Source organism: Propionicimonas paludicola, from assembly GCF_002563675.1.
GTDB classification, from domain to species: domain Bacteria; phylum Actinomycetota; class Actinomycetes; order Propionibacteriales; family Propionibacteriaceae; genus Propionicimonas; species Propionicimonas paludicola.
In genome coordinates, this window is sequence record NZ_PDJC01000001.1 from 54006 (window position 1) to 69298 (window position 15293).

A 15293-nucleotide genomic window follows, 5' to 3' on the forward strand; every position below is an offset into this window, starting at 1 on the left:
TTCGGAGCACTTCCGGGCGCCGCCGAGCCACTTTACGAAGGCTTGAGGTTGACCTGACCCTGCCATAGCGCGATGGACAGGAAGCCCACAGACAGCGCTGTGAGTCTTGCGAGCAGAGCCCGATCAGCCGCGAGACAAGGAACAACCGATGCGCACCACGGCCCTAGGCAAGACCGCTCTGACCCTCAGCGCGCTGCTGGCCACCGGCACAGCCGCCACCGCCGGTCTGTACGTGACCTTGGCCGGTGCCGCAGTCGGTCAGTCGGACGACTCCGCCGACTCGGTCGCCGCCGGTGACCAGCTCGCCCCGCCCGCGTCGAGCGATCCGACCTCGACCAGCGGCCGCACTCGGGACTCCGGCGCGCGGACCAGCCCCAGCGCCAGCAGCAAGGCGCGTCCGTCGTTCAGCGCGACGCCGACCCCACAGAAGACCAGTGCCCCGGCGCACACCAAGACGAAGGGCTCCTGATGCTGGCCCTGGAGACACCGCACACCATCGCGCCGGTTGCGGCCGACTTTCGGGCGATCGGGACCAGCAACCAGATCCTGGCCACTCGTCCGGATGTCCTGGGCGCGGCGGTCGCCATCGCCAAGGACTACCTGGATGCCCTGGACTGGGCCTGCTCCCGCTTTCGGCCCGACTCCGAGGTGAGCCGGCTGGCCGCCGCCTCGGCCACCGAGCCCGCCTCGCTGGTCGGCTCGCCGATGCTGGTCGACCACCTCGAAGCGTCCCGCTACGCCTCCCGGCTCAGTGATGGCCTGGTCGATCCCACGGTCGGCTCAGCGCTGATCAGTTCCGGCTATGACGCGGACCTGGCCGAGGTGCAGGCCCGCGACGAGTTCCACCAGAGCGTCCCCGGAGTGGTCGCCGGCTGGCAGCGGGTCGAGCTGACCGGAAGCCGGATCACCACGCCGGCCGGGGTGCTGCTGGACTTCGGCGCCACCGCCAAGGCGCACGCCGCCGACATGATCGCCCGGCTGCTGGCTCTGCAGTTGCCGGGCAGCTTCCTGGTGAACCTGGGTGGCGATCTGGCCACGGCCGGTGAGGGCCCGGACGGGGGCTGGCGGGTCGCCGTCGAAGCCGCCGACGGCTCGATCCGCCAGGTGATTTCGATCGCTCACCAGGCCGTGGCCACCTCGTCCACTCAGCTGCGCACCTGGGCCACCAGCAGCGGCAACGCCCACCACATCATCGACCCGCGGACCGGTCGACCGGCGGCCCCGATCTGGGGCCAGGTGACCTGCGTGGCGATCACGGCCCTGGAGGCGAACACGGCCGCAACTGCAGCCGTCGTCCTCGGCGAGGACGCCGTGGCCTGGCTCACCGGCCACGGCCTGGCCGCCCGCCTGGAACGTCCGGACGGCTCGGTGGTCTGCACCGCCGGCTGGCCCCAACCTGCCTCGGAGGTGCACTGATGTTGGACGGATCTGCCTTGTGGTACCTGTCCCGGGCGACCGGCGTGGTCACCGTCGTGCTGTTCACCGTGGTCTTCTGCCTGGGCGTGATCACCGCCGGGCGGCGTCGTCCGCAGGGGCACGCGGCAACCGTGGTGATGGGCGTCCACCGGTGGCTGTCGGTCGGAATGCTGGTCTTCCTGGCCGTCCACATCGTCACGGCCATCGTCGACGGCTACGTCTCCATCGGCTGGCTGGCCGTGGTGGTGCCGTTCATCTCCGACTACCAGCCGCTGCTGGTCGGCTTCGGCTCGCTGGCCGTCGACCTGCTGATCGTGGTGATGGTGACCAGCTACCTGCGGCACCGGATCCCGGAGCGCTACTGGCGCGGCATTCACTGGGTCTCCTACGCCATGTGGGTGGTGGCGCTCGTCCACGGCTTCATGATGGGCACCGCCGACCAGCCCGGGCTGCGGCTGACCACGCTGGCGTGCGGGGTGATCGGCGGCGCCACCGTGGTGTGGCGGACGGTCGTCTCCCACGCCGACCGAGATCGCCGAGAACTGATCAACGCACAGGAGTGGTCATGACCCAACTCGCTCAACTGCTGGAAGAGGCCGGCCTGACCGGACGCGGCGGGGCGGCCTTCCCGACCGCGATCAAGGTCAAGGCCGCCATCGAGAAGCGCGCCCGGCTGATCGTCAACGTCTGTGACGGCGAGGTCGGCGCGGCCAAGGACGGCTGGGTGGTCGAGCATCACCTCGACGAACTGCTGGACGGGGTGGCGCTGGTGGCCGGGATCAGCCCGCACACCCGCTTCGCCGCCCACCGCGGCTCGGCCACCGCGATCCGGCTGGCCGCGGCCGGGCTCCCGGTGCTGGAGGTTCCCGACCGGTACGTCTCCTCGGAGGAGACCTCGCTGATCTCGGCGGCGCACGGTGGCTCGGCTCGTCCGATGACCAAGCGGACGCCGTTCGTCTACGGCGGCCGCGACCCGCAGGGGCGTCGAGTGCGGCCGACCGTGGTGCTCAACGCCGAAACCCTGTGGCGGGTCAGCCAGATCACCCAGCGCGGCGCCGACTGGTTCCGTTCCTTCGGCACGGCGGCCGAACCGGGTCCGCGGCTGGTCGCCATCGGCGGCTATGTGGCTCGTCCGGGGGTCTACCAGTCGGCCGCGGGGACGCCGCTGGCCGAGGTGATCGGCCTTGCCGGAGGGCTGAGCCCGGACGTCCGCTATCTGGGGGTTGGTGGGCTGGGCGGCATCGTGATGACCGCAGCCGAGGCCCGCTACGCCATCTGGGATACCCCCGGCATGAAGGCCTATGGCGGCGCGATCGGCCCGGGCATCATCACCATCTGGAACCCGGCCGAGAACCCGGTGGACACGGTGAACCGGATGCTCAACTACGGTGCGGCCGAGTCGGCCGGGCAGTGCGGGCCCTGCATGTTCGGACTGCCGGCCTTGGCCGAGCAGTGGCGCAGCTTCGTCGACCTGCCCAGCGCCAGCGCACAGCGCCGGATCACCGAGCGGATCGAACTGCTCAACGGACGGGGCGCCTGCGCCCACCCGATGGGGGTGGCCCGGTTCGCCGCGTCGGCGGTCCGCGTCCTGGAGCCTGAACTGACCGGACGGCTGGTCGGCCGCCGCTACTTGGAAGGAGCCAGCCATGTCTGACGCGGTGGAGATCGCCAAGTTCGCCGTGGACCGAGTGCGCTGCACCGGCCACGGGATCTGCGCTCAGACCCTGTCCGGCTCGATCACTCTGGACGAGTGGGGCTACCCGATCGTTCGTGACGACCGAGCCGATCCCGCGGACGCCGCGCTGGCCGTCAAGCTCTGCCCGGCCCGGGCGCTCTACCTGCGCTGAGCCGAGCTGCGCTGAGCAGAGCCGGGCCGAGGCTGGCAGGAGCAGGAACAGGGGAGATCAGCGGGTGAGCAGCGCGTCCCGGGCCAGGATCGCAGCACCCCAAGTGCCGGCGTCGTGGCCGAGCTCGGCGCGGACCAGCCGGGGCACGTTCAGCCCGGCGCAGTAGTCGGACAAGGCCGCCCGGACCGGGCCCAGCAAGGCGTCCCCGGCTTCGGCCAGGCCGCCGCCCAGGACGATCAGTTCCGGGGCGACCAGCGCACTCAGCGCACCCAGCCCGGCTCCCAGCGCCGAGGTCGCCGAGCTCCAGGCGTGGACGGCCCGCTGGTCGCCACCCTGGGCTCGGGCCAACACCTCGGCTGCCCCGCTCACGAGCTCGCCACCCAACTCCTGATAGGTGCGGACGATCGCCGGGGCCGCAGCCAGGGTTTCCAAGCATCCATGCTTGCCGCAGGCGCATCGCGGCCCGGATGGATCGATCACCAGATGGCCGAGTTCGCCGGCCGAGCCGTTCCCGGCATAGCTGTGACCGTCGATCCGCAGCGCGGCGGCGATCCCGGTTCCGACCACCACGATCGCGGCATCGGCCACTCCGCGGGCCGCACCCAACCGGGCCTCGGCCGTGCCCGCAGCCCGGACGTCGTGGGCCACGGCGATCGGCAGCTCGGTGCGGGCCGCCAGGGCGTCCCGGAAGCCGAAGTCCCGCCAGCCGAGGTTGGCCGACCAGCGGCCGATCCCGGCGGCCTCGTCCACCACGCCGGGGATGGTCAGGCCGATGGCCCCGATGCGCTGGTCGGGTCGCTGGAGCTCGTCCAGCAGTGCCGCGACCCCGACGACGATCGCGTCGCCGGGGTCCTCGGCCGAGCGTGGGGTCGGCCGCCGGACGACTCCTCCGAGTCGCCCGGCGCCGTCCAAGACGGCTGCCTTGAGCTGGGTGCCGCCGACATCGACGGCCAGCACCGCAGGGCCGGTGCCGAGTTCAGGAGCAGCCATCATCAGACCTCTGTCGAGCCGGACTCAGGCGCCGGCGCCGGCAGTCGCCGCCTGCCAGAAGCTGGCGTCCTCCTGGCCGAGGGCGTACATGGCGAAGCCGGCCAGGTGGTACTTCGGAATGAAGGAGGTCTTGGCCTCGATGCTCTTGGTGTTCTCGAACCAGGCCTCGTGCTTGTGGCCCTTGAGGGTGTAGGTCACCGACGGCGACAGCGAAGTGTCGTTCCAGTGCTCCACGGCGCCGGGCACCTTCAGCCAGTCGGAGAACTTGGTCCAGGCCACGAAGGACGCCGGGTAGGCGCCGGTCTTCTTGTGCGCGGTGATGTCCCAGTCGTAGCCATAGGCACCCAGTCCGAGCAGCAGCTTGGACGGCTCGACCGTGGAGGTCGCGTACTTCAGGCAGGACTCCACCCAGTCCGCACCGGCGACCGGTCCGGGATCGCTCCAGTCGGGGCCGTTCTGGTCGTAGGTCATCAGCTGGAGCAGGTCGGCCACCTTGCCGATGGCGACGTAGTCGAAGGGGTAGGACCAGTCATCGGTCTTGTCGTCGGCGGCCTTGGCCGGGACGCTCAGGATCAAGGTGAGGCCCTCGGCGTGCAGCTTGCTGGACAGCTCGGTGACGAAGGCGGTGTAGGCGTCCCGGTCGGCGACCTCGAGAGCCTCGAAGTCCAAGTTCAGGCCGTCATAGCCGCCGTCCTTGGCCAGCGTGACCAGGCTGGTGATCATCTTGTCCTTGTTGGTCACCATGGCGGTGTGGGCCAGCTTGCCGTCGAAGCCGTTGCCGGCCGAGTCGTAGACACCGGCGTAGGTGCGGATGTTGTGCGCCTTGTCGAACGGGATGAGCTCCTTGTTCGGCAGGGTTCCGGTGACCTCACCGGAGGTGTTGATCTCGAACCGGGCCGCGGAGACCGCGTTGATCGAGGAGGTGAATGAGGTCACCGAGTTGTAGACGATCGGGGCGTCGCCGGCGTAGTAGCCCAAGGCGATCTTCCCGGCGGCCACGCTCGGAGTCGGGGTCGGGGTCGGCGTGGTGGCAGATGCCGGGGCCGAGGCGGACGGGCTGGCGGCCGGGGCCGTGCAGCCACTGACCAGCAGTAGGCCGACGGACAGGACGACGCCGGCCAATGGCACGGCGGTGATGCGACTTCTCATGTGTTGACGCTCCTCATGGGTTGGGCAAAGTCGGTCGTCGACGACGACGGCCGTTCCGAGGACTCCGCGGCCAGCAGTTGCGCCGCCCTTGGATGATCAGGGGATGTGATAGGTGTCGCCGTAGGTCTTCCAGACCAGCGGCGGGTCGAGATTGAGGTTGCCGGCCGCGAGGAACACCCGCTGGGCGTCGTCGATCCGGGACGTATCGGCGTGCGCCTCCTCGGTCTTCATCACCGCGATCCGGGCGGTGAAGAACGCCAACAGGTACTTCTTCTCGTCCCCGCCCTGGCTCGGCGGCTGCACCTTCTTCATGGCTGCGGCACGGATGCCGCCGAAGCTGGCCGCATCATCACCGGGGCCGTGCATGACCATGGCGTCGTAGTAGACGAACTGACCCAGAGTGCCCAGCCCGTCCGCCTTGGCCTGGGACACAGCCGGGTCGAAGTAGACCCGATCCCGTTCGGCGTCCTGCGCCTGCTGGAACACCGGGTCGGCGGCAGCGGCCTTCCAGGCCTTCTCGAAGCCCGCGCCCAGACCGGCGTGCGAGGCGGAGTTGTTCACCTTCTTCAGTGCCGGGAGGTACTTCGCCAGGTCCGCGGCTGCGGCATCGTCCGGCCCGGCCGCGGCCTGGTAGGCCTGCACCAGTTCGAGCATGTCGCCGGTGCCGGAGCAGAAGCCGATGATTCCGCCGGTGTAGCCGCGCCCGTCCTTGATGTCCTCCAGGTAGGCGTACTGCGCCTTCCAGTCCAAGGTGGAGTTCTCCGCGCTGGAGACCAGCTCCATGGCGATCTCCTTCTTGGCCGGATCGTCCAGGCCGGGGGCAGCCGCCGCACTGGACGGGGCCGCCGAAGCCGTGGTCGGGACGGACGAGGCCGCTCCGCTGGCCGTGGCGGTCGGCCCGGCATTGGCCGTGCACCCGCCCAGCGTCAGTAGTGCAGCCATCACGGTCGCCGTCACAGTGGCTTCGCGGTTCATCTCGCTTCTCCCTGGCGGGGCCGCAGCCCCGCCATCATTGATGCTCTGACAAGGCATCCAGCGCGACGGCGAGGGCCTGCGTGCTGGTCGTGACTCGGCTCAGGGTGAGCAGCGCGGCGCCGACCACCGGCAGACTGCGCACCACCACGGGATGCGCGGACGGTGCTTGCGCCGCCAACCCGGCGATCACGCCGGTCATCAGCTGGTGATAGCCGGCCGCAAGAATTCCGCCGCCCAGGACCACCGGAACCGGCACACCGAGCAGATCCAGGCGGCGCAGGCAGGACACCGCCATGGCCACGATCTCCGCCGCCTGGCGCTCGACCAGGGCGGCTGCGATCTCGTCGTGGTCGCCCAGCGCGAAGACCTCCGGGGCCAGGGTGTTGAGCTCCTCGTAGTCACGCTCGCCGAAGTGGAGTTGCTCGATCAGCGCGTCCACCGAGGCGACCTTCAGCCGGCTGAGCACCACCTCGGTGAGCGCCGTCTGCGGGCCGCGTCCGTCATTGGCCCGGGCCACGTGCCACAGCACTTCACTGCCCAGACCGGAGCCGCCGCCCCAGTCGCCGGAGATGTGGCCGAGCGCAGGGAAGCGCACCTTGGCCCCGTCGGCGCGTACCCCGACCGCGTTGATCCCGGTGCCGCAGATCACTGCCACGGCATTGGGCTCGGCGGTACCGGTGCGCAGCAGGGCGAACAGGTCGTTGTCGATCACGGCGTCGGTGGCCCACGGACGGCCGACGATCGCCGCATTCATGGCGGACAGCTCCCGGGGCAGGTCCAGTCCGGACAGATACAGTCCGGCCGCGGTGACCGGCGCCTCGCCGGCGGCGTGGTGGACCAGGTCGTCCAGCAGCGCCACCGAGTTGGCCAGGCCGATTACCTGCGGATTGGAGCCGCCGCCGCGGACCCGTCCGACGAGTTCGCCGTCGGGACGCAGCGCGACCACATCGGTCTTGGTGCCGCCGCCGTCGACGGCGATCACCACCGGACTCAGGCCCATGGCAGGAACCCTCGGTTCGCCGCCAGCAGCAGGTCGGCCAGCTTGTCGGCGCGCTCGTGCTGGAGCACCAGCGGGTGCGCGCGCAGTGCCCGGACCACCCGATCCCGGCCGCCGTTGACGGCCGCGTCCAGGGCCAGCCGCTCGTAGGCGGCCACTCCACTGATCAGACCGGTGATGTCGTCGGGCAGCGGTGCGACCGGCTCGGCCACGAAGTGCCCGTCGACGAACCTGGCCGGCACCTCGACCACATGGTCGTCGGGCAGGAACGGCAGCAGACCGGCATTGCGCATGTTGACTACGCGCGGCGGAGTGTCGGCGCCCTGCATGGACGCCATCAGCTCGACCGCGGACTCGGAGTAGAACGCGCCGCCGCGCCGCTCGAGCGCCTCCGGCTTGGTGTCCACGCTCGGGTCGGCGTACAGGTCGAGCAGCTCATGCTCGACCGCGCGGACCGCCTCGGCCCGAGTCGGCTCGTGCAGCTGCTCGGCCAGCACCTGGTCGTGGTCGTAGTAGTAGTGCAGGTAGTAGGACGGCACCATGCCCAGCTGAGCCAGGACGTCCGGAGCCGACTCGACCTCTTCGGCCAGTTCGCCCAGTCGTCCGGCCAGCAGCTCGGGAAGTCGATCCACGCCGTCCACGGTGATGCTGCGCTCCCAGGTCAGGTGGTTCAGCCCGACGTGGCCGAGCTGGACGTCCTCGTGGCCGACGCCGAGCAGCCCGGCGAAGCGACGCTGGAAGCCGATGGCCACATTGCACAGCCCCACGGCGCGATGACCGGCCTGGAGCAGGGCCCGGGTGACGATCCCGACCGGGTTGGTGAAGTCGATGATCCAGGCGTCCGGCTTGGCGTGCTTGCGGATGGTCTCAGCGATGCCCAGCATCACCGGGACGGTGCGCAGCGCCTTGGCGAAGCCGCCGGGTCCGGTGGTCTCCTGCCCGATGCAGTGCACCTCGTGCGGCCAGGTCTCGTCCTGCTGACGGGCATCCTGCCCGCCGATCCGCAGCTGGATCAGCACCACGTCCGCACCGTCCACCCCGGCCACCAGGTCGGAGGTGGCCACGATCTTGATCGGGCAGCCGGCGCGGGCCAGCATGCGCCGACCCATTCCGGCGACCAGACCGAGCCGGTGCTGGTCGGGGTCGACCAGATGGATCTCGGTCAGCGGCAGCACATCGTGATAACGCGCAAAGCCGTCGATCAGTTCGGGGGTGTAGGTAGAGCCGCCGCCGACAATGGCGAGCTTCATGATTCTCCTTCGGTTTCAATCTCGATCGACTGGCTGATCCGCGTTTCCAGTTCTTCGCGGAGGGTGGCCACCAACAGGCGGCGGGCGCCGAGCAGCACCGGCTGGTCGCCGACCCCGCTCAGCTCGACTCGGAGTCCCGGGTAGGTGCCGGCCATTCGCTGGGCGACCAACTCGGCAAGGGACGCCCCGGCGGCCAGGCAGGTGGGCCCGCCCAGCACGATCAGGCCCGGATCCAGCACCGCGCAGGTCGGCTGCAGGGCCAAGGTGATCCGATCGGCCAGTCCGGCGATCAGATCGGGACGTTCGGTCAGCAGCGGCAGGGCTCGCTCCAGGCAGTCCTGTTCGCGGCCGAGCTGGGCCAGCAGGTGCGGCCCGCCGAGCAGATCGGTGAAGTCGTCGGCGTCGGGGTCCAGATCGGTCGCCGAACGCGGCACCTCCAGGTAGCCGATCTCACCGGCGCCACCAGCCGCGCCGCGATGGACGGTTCCACCCAGGTCGATGCCCAGGCCGATGCCGTGGCCGACCCACAGGTAGGCGAACTCGGTGGCCTCCTTGGCCACGCCCATCACCCGCTCGGCCATGGTGGCCAGATTCACGTCGTTCTCGAGGATCACGGTCAAGCCGGTGGCCGCCTCGAGCTCGGCTCGCGCGCCCTGGGCCGGCCAGCCGGGCAGGGTGTCGGTCAGTGAGAGGGAGTCGGCGGCCTCGTCCACTGCGGCCTGGACGCCGATGGCCACCACGCTCACGCTGTCCGGACGCAGCCCGGCTGCGGTGCAGGCCGCCGCCACGGCGGCGGTGACATCGGCGGCGGGGGAGCGGTGCCGTCCGGTGGTCGGGATCTCGACGATCTCGTGCTCGGTGCCGGTCGGATCGACGCCGACGGCCTGGATGCTGTCGGCCAGCATGCTGATCGCCACGCCGGTGATGGTGTCGGCGCGGACGCCGTAGGCCACCGCATTCGGGCCGCGCTGGCCGGTCACCTGACCGACTGGGGCGATCAGCCCGATCCGCTCCAGCCGGGCCACCATCTGCCGGGCGGTCGGCTTGGACATCCCGGACAGCTCCCCGAGCTGGGCGCGGCTCAGCGGTCCGTGGTCGAGCAGCAGCCGCAGCGCGGCCCGGTCGTTGTGAGCGCGCAGCCAGGATTGGGTGCCGGGGTCAGTCTTCATGGATCCCTCCTGGCTTCTCGGCGCGCACCTCGTCACGAAGCCGGCCCAGCCGATCGGGATCGGCGGCTGCCTCACGCAGTGCCCTGGTGTACTCGTGCTGCGGGTTCAAGATGACGTCATCGGCGGGTCCGCGCTCGACGATCACGCCGCGATGCATCACCAGGATCTCGTCGGAGAAGTGCCGGGCCGTGGCCAGGTCATGGGTGATGTAGAGCACCCCCAGGCCCTCGGACCGCTGCAGGTCGGCCAGCAGGTTCAGCACGCCGACCCGGATCGACACATCCAGCATCGACACCGGCTCGTCGGCGATGATGAAGCGGGCGCCCGGCGCCAACGCCCGGGCGATGGCCACCCGCTGACGCTGCCCACCGGACAGCTCGTGCGGACGCCGCTCCAGATAGGTCGCCCCCAGCTGCACCTTCTCCAGCAGCTCTGCGGCCCGCTTGCGCACCTCGGCCGTGCTGAGCTCGGGGTGGTGGATCCGCAGCGGTCGCTCGATGTGGTGGGCGATGCTGTGGAACGGGTTCAGTGAGGCGAACGGATCCTGGAACACCATCTGCACCTGCCGGCGGTAGCCGGCCAGCTTGGCACCGGAGAAGTTGGTCTCGGCACCGTCCAGCAGCACCTGGCCGCTGGTCGGGGTCTCCAACTTGGCGATGATCCGAGCGATGGTGGACTTGCCCGAGCCGCTCTCGCCGACCAGGGCGACGGTGTGCCCAGGCTCGAGGATGAAGTTGGCGTCGGCCACCGCGTGCAGGGTGTCGAAGTGCATCCCGCGACGCAGCCGGAAGTCCTTGCAGAGGTGACGCACCTCGAGGCTGTTGCTCACTTCGCACCTCCACGGACGAAACCGCCGCGCGCCCCGGTCAGGCTGGGGAAGCTGGACAGCAACTGCTTGGTATAGGGCTGGGTCGGACGCCGATAGATGTTCTCGGCGGTGTCCTGCTCGATGATCCGGCCGTCACGCATGATGGCGATCCGGTCGCTGATCTCGATCAGCAGCGGCAGGTCGTGGGTGATGAAGATCACCGCGAAGCCGAGCCGCTCGCGCAGTCGCATCAGCTCCCGGATGATCCCGCGCTGGACCAGGACGTCCAGGGCCGTGGTCGGCTCGTCCATGATCATCACCTGCGGATCCAGGGCCAGCGCCATGGCGATCATCACCCGCTGCCGCATGCCGCCGGACAGCTCGTGCGGGAAGGCGCCCAGCCGTCCGGGATCCACCCCGACCAGCTTCAGCAGGTCGCCGCTGCGCTGCTCGCGCTCCCGGCGGCTCATGCCCGGACGGTGGGTGGTGAACACGTCGTCCAACTGCTTGCGGACGTTCATCACCGGGTTCAGTGAGTTCATCGATCCCTGGAAGACCATGGACACCTTGTCCCACCGGAAGCGGCGCAGCTCTTCTCCGCTGAGCCCGGTCACGTCGATGTCGGTGCCGTCGGCGTCGTGGAAGATCACCTCACCCGAGGTCATCACGGCCGGTGCCTTGAGCAGCCGGTTCACGCCATAGGCGAAGGTGGTCTTGCCGCAGCCGGACTCGCCGGCCAAGCCGAGGATCTCGCCGCGATGCAGGGTCAGGTTGACCTCGCGGACGGCCTCCACCGGCGGCTCGACGGCATAGGTGATCGAGACATTGGTCGCGGTCAGGACGGGCGCTCCGCTCATGCGAACGCACCTCCTCCGGCGACACCGCGTCCGGCCTTGGTAGCCCGACGCTGCCGGCGGGCGGCCTGCGGGGCCAGCCGCAGCTTGGGGTTGACGATCTCGTCGATAGCGAAGTTGATCAGGGCCAGCCCGGTGCCGAGCAGGGCGATCACCGCGCCCGGCGGAACGAACCACCACCAGGCCTGGGAGCCGACCGCCTGCCCGGTCTGGGCGTCGTTCAGCATGGTGCCCAGCGTGATCGAGTTGGTGGGGCCGAGGCCCAGGTAGCTCAGGCCGGCTTCGCCCAGCACCGCCGACATCACGCCCCAGATCAGCTGGGCGGCGATCAGCGGGACCAGGTTCGGCAGGATCTCCACGAAGATGATCCGCAGTCCCTTCTCACCGGCCACCCGGGCGGCGGCCACATACTCCCTTGTCCGCAGCGATCTGGCTTGGGCCCGCAGCACGATGGCCGAGCCGGCCCAGCCGGTGACGCCGAGGATCAGCGCGACCATCGTGGAACTTCGGGCGAAGTCGCCCAGCCCGTCGACATTCTGGACGTAGGCCGCGATCACCATGACCAGCGGCAGTCCGGGAATGACCAGCATGATGTTGGTGAACAGCATCAGGATCTCGTCTAGCCAGCCCCCGAAATATCCGGCCAGAATCCCGAAGACGATTGCCAACAACATGGCAGACAGGCCACCGACCAGGCCGACATACAGCGACCCGCGGGTGCCCGTGGCGAGCTGGGCGAACACGTCATAGCCGAGCTTGGTTGTGCCCAGCAGGTGGCTGCCCGAAGGGGGCAGCAGGCTCTTGTTGCCGGAGTCGCGTGGATCAGCGGCGAACAGCGGTGCGATCAGTCCGAACAGGGCGATCACCCCGACCAGCACCAGGCCGGTGCCGAGCTTGGCCGACCAGCGCGGAAGGAGATGCCGGATTCCGGCGAGACGGTCAGCCATTGGTACGCACCCTCGGATCAATCAGCCCATAGAAGAGGTCCATCAAGAAGTTGGCGGCGAGCACGGCCAGCGTGATCACCAGGAAGACGCCCTGCATGAGCGTGTAGTCCAGGCCCTGTACCGACTGGATCATCAGCTTTCCGATTCCCGGATAGCTGAACACCTGTTCGGTGACGATCGAGCCGGCCACCACGAAGCCCAGCGCGATGCTGAATCCGGCCAGGCTCGGGATCGCCGCATTGCGGGCCGCGTAGCGATCCCGGATTCGGCTCGGCTTGAGCCCCTTGGCCTCTGCGGTGAGCACGTAGTCCTCGCTCATCGTGGAGACCATCATGTTGCGCATCCCGAGCAGCCAGCCGCCCACCGACGAGATCACGATGGTCAGGGCCGGGAGCAGTGCGTGATACAGCGCACTGACCAGGAAGGCCCAGCTCCATTGCGGTCCGGACGGATAGGCGAACGGATCGTACGCTCCGACGATCGGCAGCCAGCCGAGCCGGACCGAGAAGATCGCGACCAACACCAGGGCCAGCCAGAAGTACGGGATCGACTGCAGCAGCGCGGTAGCCGGGACGAGCTGGTCGACCCAGGTGCCGCGCCGCCAGCCGACGAACGCGCCGATCCCGATGCCCAAGGCGAAGGAGATGACTGTTGCGGCCCCCACCATCAGCAGCGTCCAGGGCAGGGCGTTGCCGATCAAGGTGGCCACCGGGTAGGGATACCGGGTCGAGGAGATGCCCAGATCGCCGTGCAGTAGCCGCACCCAGTAGGCGAGGTACTGATCCCACAGCGAGGTGTTCTTGTCGGCACCCAGCAGGGCATAGATGCCCTTGATGGTCTCCTCGGAGAGCTCCCGGCCGCCGCTGGCGCGGCGCAGTTTCCCGATCATGATCGCGGCGGGGTCACCGGGCATCATCCTGGGCAGCAGGAAGTTCAGCGAGATCGCCGCCCAGAGAGTGATGATGTAGAAGGTGATTCGTCGCAGATAGAACCGCATCAGTCGACTCCGTGTCCGTCCGAGCTCAGGAAGCGGGCTTGAGGTTGAGCAGGACGATTGCCGGGGCCACCGAGAGGTACGGCAGCGGATCGGCGTACAGGTTGTCGTTGGTGGGCCAGCCGGTGAAGTCCTTGGTGTTGTAGAAGGCCTGGGAGGCGTTCAGCACCACCGGGATGTAGGGCAGATCCTTGGCGATCTGAGCCTGGATCTTGGCGTACTCGGTCTTCTTGATGGCTGCGTCGTTGGTGGCAGCAGCCGCCTCGATGGCCGCGTCCACGGTCGGGTTGGCGTAGCGGGAGTAGTTCTGGCCGCGGGTCGGAGCATCCCCGACCTTGGCCGCACCCTGGCCGTTGAAGTACTGGTCGTAGTTCGAGAACGGATCGGCCACGATCGACTGAGTCAGGCCGTACATGGCCAGCTGGAAGTCGCCATTGGTGACCGGGGTCCAGTACTCGGCCTCGGAGACGGTCCGGGCAGTGATCTTGATGCCGGCCTTGCCAGCGGACTCGGCGACCAGCTTGGCCGCGTCGTTGTAGTCGGTCCAGCCGTCAGGGGAGAACAGGTCGAGGTTGATCTCCTTGCCGTCCTTGCCGTAGAAGCCGGCGGCGTCCTTGGTGTAGCCGGCCGCCTCGAGGATCTGCTGAGCCTGCTCGATCTGCGGGGTCTGCGGGCTGGAGGCCAGGCTCTGGTCGGTCAGCCACTCCTGGTCGCGGGGCAGCAGTACGAAGGCCGGGTTGGACGGGCCGACCAGGCCGGCGAAGGCCTTCTCGGCGATCGCGGAGCGGTCGATGGCCAGGTTCAGCGCCTGGCGGACGGCCGGATCGGTCTGCGCACCCTTGCAGCCCAGGCTGGCGTCGGCGCAGGTGGTGATCACCGTCGGGTCCTGCTGCTGGTTCATGGTGGCGATCACGCCGTTGCCGGTAACCGCGTCAGGATTGGCGACGAACATGCCGGTCCAGTCGATCTGCCCGGTGGACAGCATGTCCTGGCCGGACTGGTTGGAGTCCAGGCCGAGGAACTGCACCTCGGGGATCGGCGGGGCGCCGTCGCGGTAGTTCGGGTTGGCCGCGAACGTGTAGGACGCGTCCGAGGTGGTCTTCACGATGTAGGCGCCAGAACCCACCGGCTTGGAGTTGGTCTCCTTGGCCGGGTTGGTGATGCTCGACCAGATGTGCTTGGGCACGATCATCGTCGAGCCGAGCAGCTGGGAGGCGGAGGTGAACTGCGGGGCGCTGTACTTCAGCACGACGGTGGTGGCATCCGGTGCGGTGGCGGACAGCAGCTTCTTGGTCTTGTTGGGTCCGTAGCCCATGGTGAACACGACGTCGTCAGCGGTCAGCGGCTGGCCGTCGCTCCACTTCACGCCGGACTTGAGCTTGATGGTGATGGTCTTGCCGTCGGCGCTGTACTCGTAGCTCTCACCGAGCATCGGCTTGGGGGCGTCCGCGGAGAGCTGGTTGAAGAAGAACAGCGGCTCGTACAGCTCGCCGTAGGTGCCGTAGAGCGCCGTGTCGACGTGGAACGGGTTGAAGTCCACGGTGATCGGGGTGGTGCTGCCCGCCCAGACGCGCAACGTCCGTGCCGTGGCCGGGGCGGACCCGGACGAACTGGACGATGCGGACGGCTGCGGTGGCGCGCTGCACGCACTGAAGAGAGTCGCCAGGGCAAAAGCCCCAGCTGCGATTGCTACTACTGCCTTGCGCTTCATCGATTCGCTCCTGGGCTAGGCGGGGCGCTGTCGCCACTGGCAGCGCATGGGACGAGGTTACTGGAAGTTACGTAACTGGAAACAGTCTTTCTAGTTACAGTCTGATCACAGGATTTGCGGCCCCGTCAGCCTCGGACGCCGCCGTCCTCTCTCAGATCGCGACGCGCGTCTACCACCGTTCGGCGG

The 15293-nt window shown here is 69.0% G+C and carries 16 protein-coding genes; 5 read left to right on the forward strand and 11 right to left on the reverse strand.

Annotated elements, in window-relative coordinates; genetic code table 11:
- Window positions 1-148: 148 nt before the first annotated feature.
- The 5 genes from ATK74_RS00240 to ATK74_RS00260 are packed head-to-tail and all read left to right on the forward strand — an operon-like array spanning window position 149 to window position 3263.
- Window positions 149-469 (forward strand): hypothetical protein, encoded by a 321-nt coding sequence (locus tag ATK74_RS00240; RefSeq protein ID WP_098459157.1) that lies wholly within the window; start codon window positions 149-151, stop codon window positions 467-469.
- Window positions 469-1416, forward strand: a complete 948-nt coding sequence (locus ATK74_RS00245) for an FAD:protein FMN transferase (RefSeq protein WP_098459158.1) — start codon at window positions 469-471, stop codon at window positions 1414-1416. The genes ATK74_RS00240 and ATK74_RS00245 overlap by 1 nt, the downstream gene beginning before the upstream one ends.
- Window positions 1416-1985: a ferric reductase-like transmembrane domain-containing protein gene (locus tag ATK74_RS00250; RefSeq protein WP_169923661.1), complete on the forward strand. Its 570-nt coding sequence runs from the start codon at window positions 1416-1418 to the stop codon at window positions 1983-1985. Before ATK74_RS00245 ends, ATK74_RS00250 begins: the two co-directional genes overlap by 1 nt.
- Entirely contained in the window at window positions 1982-3070 is a 1089-nt protein-coding gene (locus ATK74_RS00255; protein ID WP_098459159.1) for an NADH-ubiquinone oxidoreductase-F iron-sulfur binding region domain-containing protein, read from the forward strand. Before ATK74_RS00250 ends, ATK74_RS00255 begins: the two co-directional genes overlap by 4 nt.
- Complete coding sequence (locus ATK74_RS00260) at window positions 3063-3263, forward strand: ferredoxin (protein ID WP_098459160.1); 201 nt, start codon at window positions 3063-3065, stop codon at window positions 3261-3263. The genes ATK74_RS00255 and ATK74_RS00260 overlap by 8 nt, the downstream gene beginning before the upstream one ends.
- Before the next feature lie 57 nt (window positions 3264-3320).
- Here ATK74_RS00260 and ATK74_RS00265 read toward each other — a convergent pair whose 3' ends face one another.
- The 11 genes from ATK74_RS00265 to ATK74_RS00315 all read right to left on the reverse strand — a co-directional run bounded on the left by ATK74_RS00265 (window position 3321) and on the right by ATK74_RS00315 (window position 15107).
- On the reverse strand, window positions 3321-4256 hold the full coding sequence (locus ATK74_RS00265) for an ROK family protein (protein WP_211283229.1): 936 nt from the start codon (window positions 4254-4256) through the stop codon (window positions 3321-3323).
- Window positions 4257-4277: 21 nt separating this feature from the next.
- Complete coding sequence (locus ATK74_RS00270; protein ID WP_098459161.1) at window positions 4278-5402, reverse strand: glycosyl hydrolase family 18 protein; 1125 nt, start codon at window positions 5400-5402, stop codon at window positions 4278-4280.
- Between the two features lie 96 nt (window positions 5403-5498).
- Complete coding sequence (locus ATK74_RS00275; protein WP_281255343.1) at window positions 5499-6377, reverse strand: chitosanase; 879 nt, start codon at window positions 6375-6377, stop codon at window positions 5499-5501.
- Between the two features lie 34 nt (window positions 6378-6411).
- Window positions 6412-7377, reverse strand: a complete 966-nt coding sequence (locus ATK74_RS00280; RefSeq protein ID WP_098459163.1) for an N-acetylglucosamine kinase — start codon at window positions 7375-7377, stop codon at window positions 6412-6414.
- Entirely contained in the window at window positions 7368-8624 is a 1257-nt protein-coding gene (locus ATK74_RS00285) for a family 4 glycosyl hydrolase (protein WP_098459164.1), read from the reverse strand. Before ATK74_RS00285 ends, ATK74_RS00280 begins: the two co-directional genes overlap by 10 nt.
- On the reverse strand, window positions 8621-9793 hold the full coding sequence (locus tag ATK74_RS00290) for an ROK family transcriptional regulator (protein ID WP_098459165.1): 1173 nt from the start codon (window positions 9791-9793) through the stop codon (window positions 8621-8623). The genes ATK74_RS00285 and ATK74_RS00290 overlap by 4 nt, the downstream gene beginning before the upstream one ends.
- Complete coding sequence (locus ATK74_RS00295; RefSeq protein WP_245840548.1) at window positions 9783-10622, reverse strand: ABC transporter ATP-binding protein; 840 nt, start codon at window positions 10620-10622, stop codon at window positions 9783-9785. The genes ATK74_RS00290 and ATK74_RS00295 overlap by 11 nt, the downstream gene beginning before the upstream one ends.
- Window positions 10619-11458 carry an ABC transporter ATP-binding protein gene (locus ATK74_RS00300; protein ID WP_098459166.1) on the reverse strand — a complete coding sequence of 280 codons (840 nt, stop codon included), beginning with the start codon at window positions 11456-11458 and terminating at the stop codon, window positions 10619-10621. Before ATK74_RS00300 ends, ATK74_RS00295 begins: the two co-directional genes overlap by 4 nt.
- Window positions 11455-12402 (reverse strand): ABC transporter permease, encoded by a 948-nt coding sequence (locus ATK74_RS00305; protein WP_098459167.1) that lies wholly within the window; start codon window positions 12400-12402, stop codon window positions 11455-11457. The genes ATK74_RS00300 and ATK74_RS00305 overlap by 4 nt, the downstream gene beginning before the upstream one ends.
- On the reverse strand, window positions 12395-13399 hold the full coding sequence (locus ATK74_RS00310; protein ID WP_098459168.1) for an ABC transporter permease: 1005 nt from the start codon (window positions 13397-13399) through the stop codon (window positions 12395-12397). The genes ATK74_RS00305 and ATK74_RS00310 overlap by 8 nt, the downstream gene beginning before the upstream one ends.
- A 25-nt stretch (window positions 13400-13424) precedes the next feature.
- On the reverse strand, window positions 13425-15107 hold the full coding sequence (locus ATK74_RS00315) for an ABC transporter substrate-binding protein (RefSeq protein ID WP_098459169.1): 1683 nt from the start codon (window positions 15105-15107) through the stop codon (window positions 13425-13427).
- Window positions 15108-15293 lie beyond the last annotated feature (186 nt).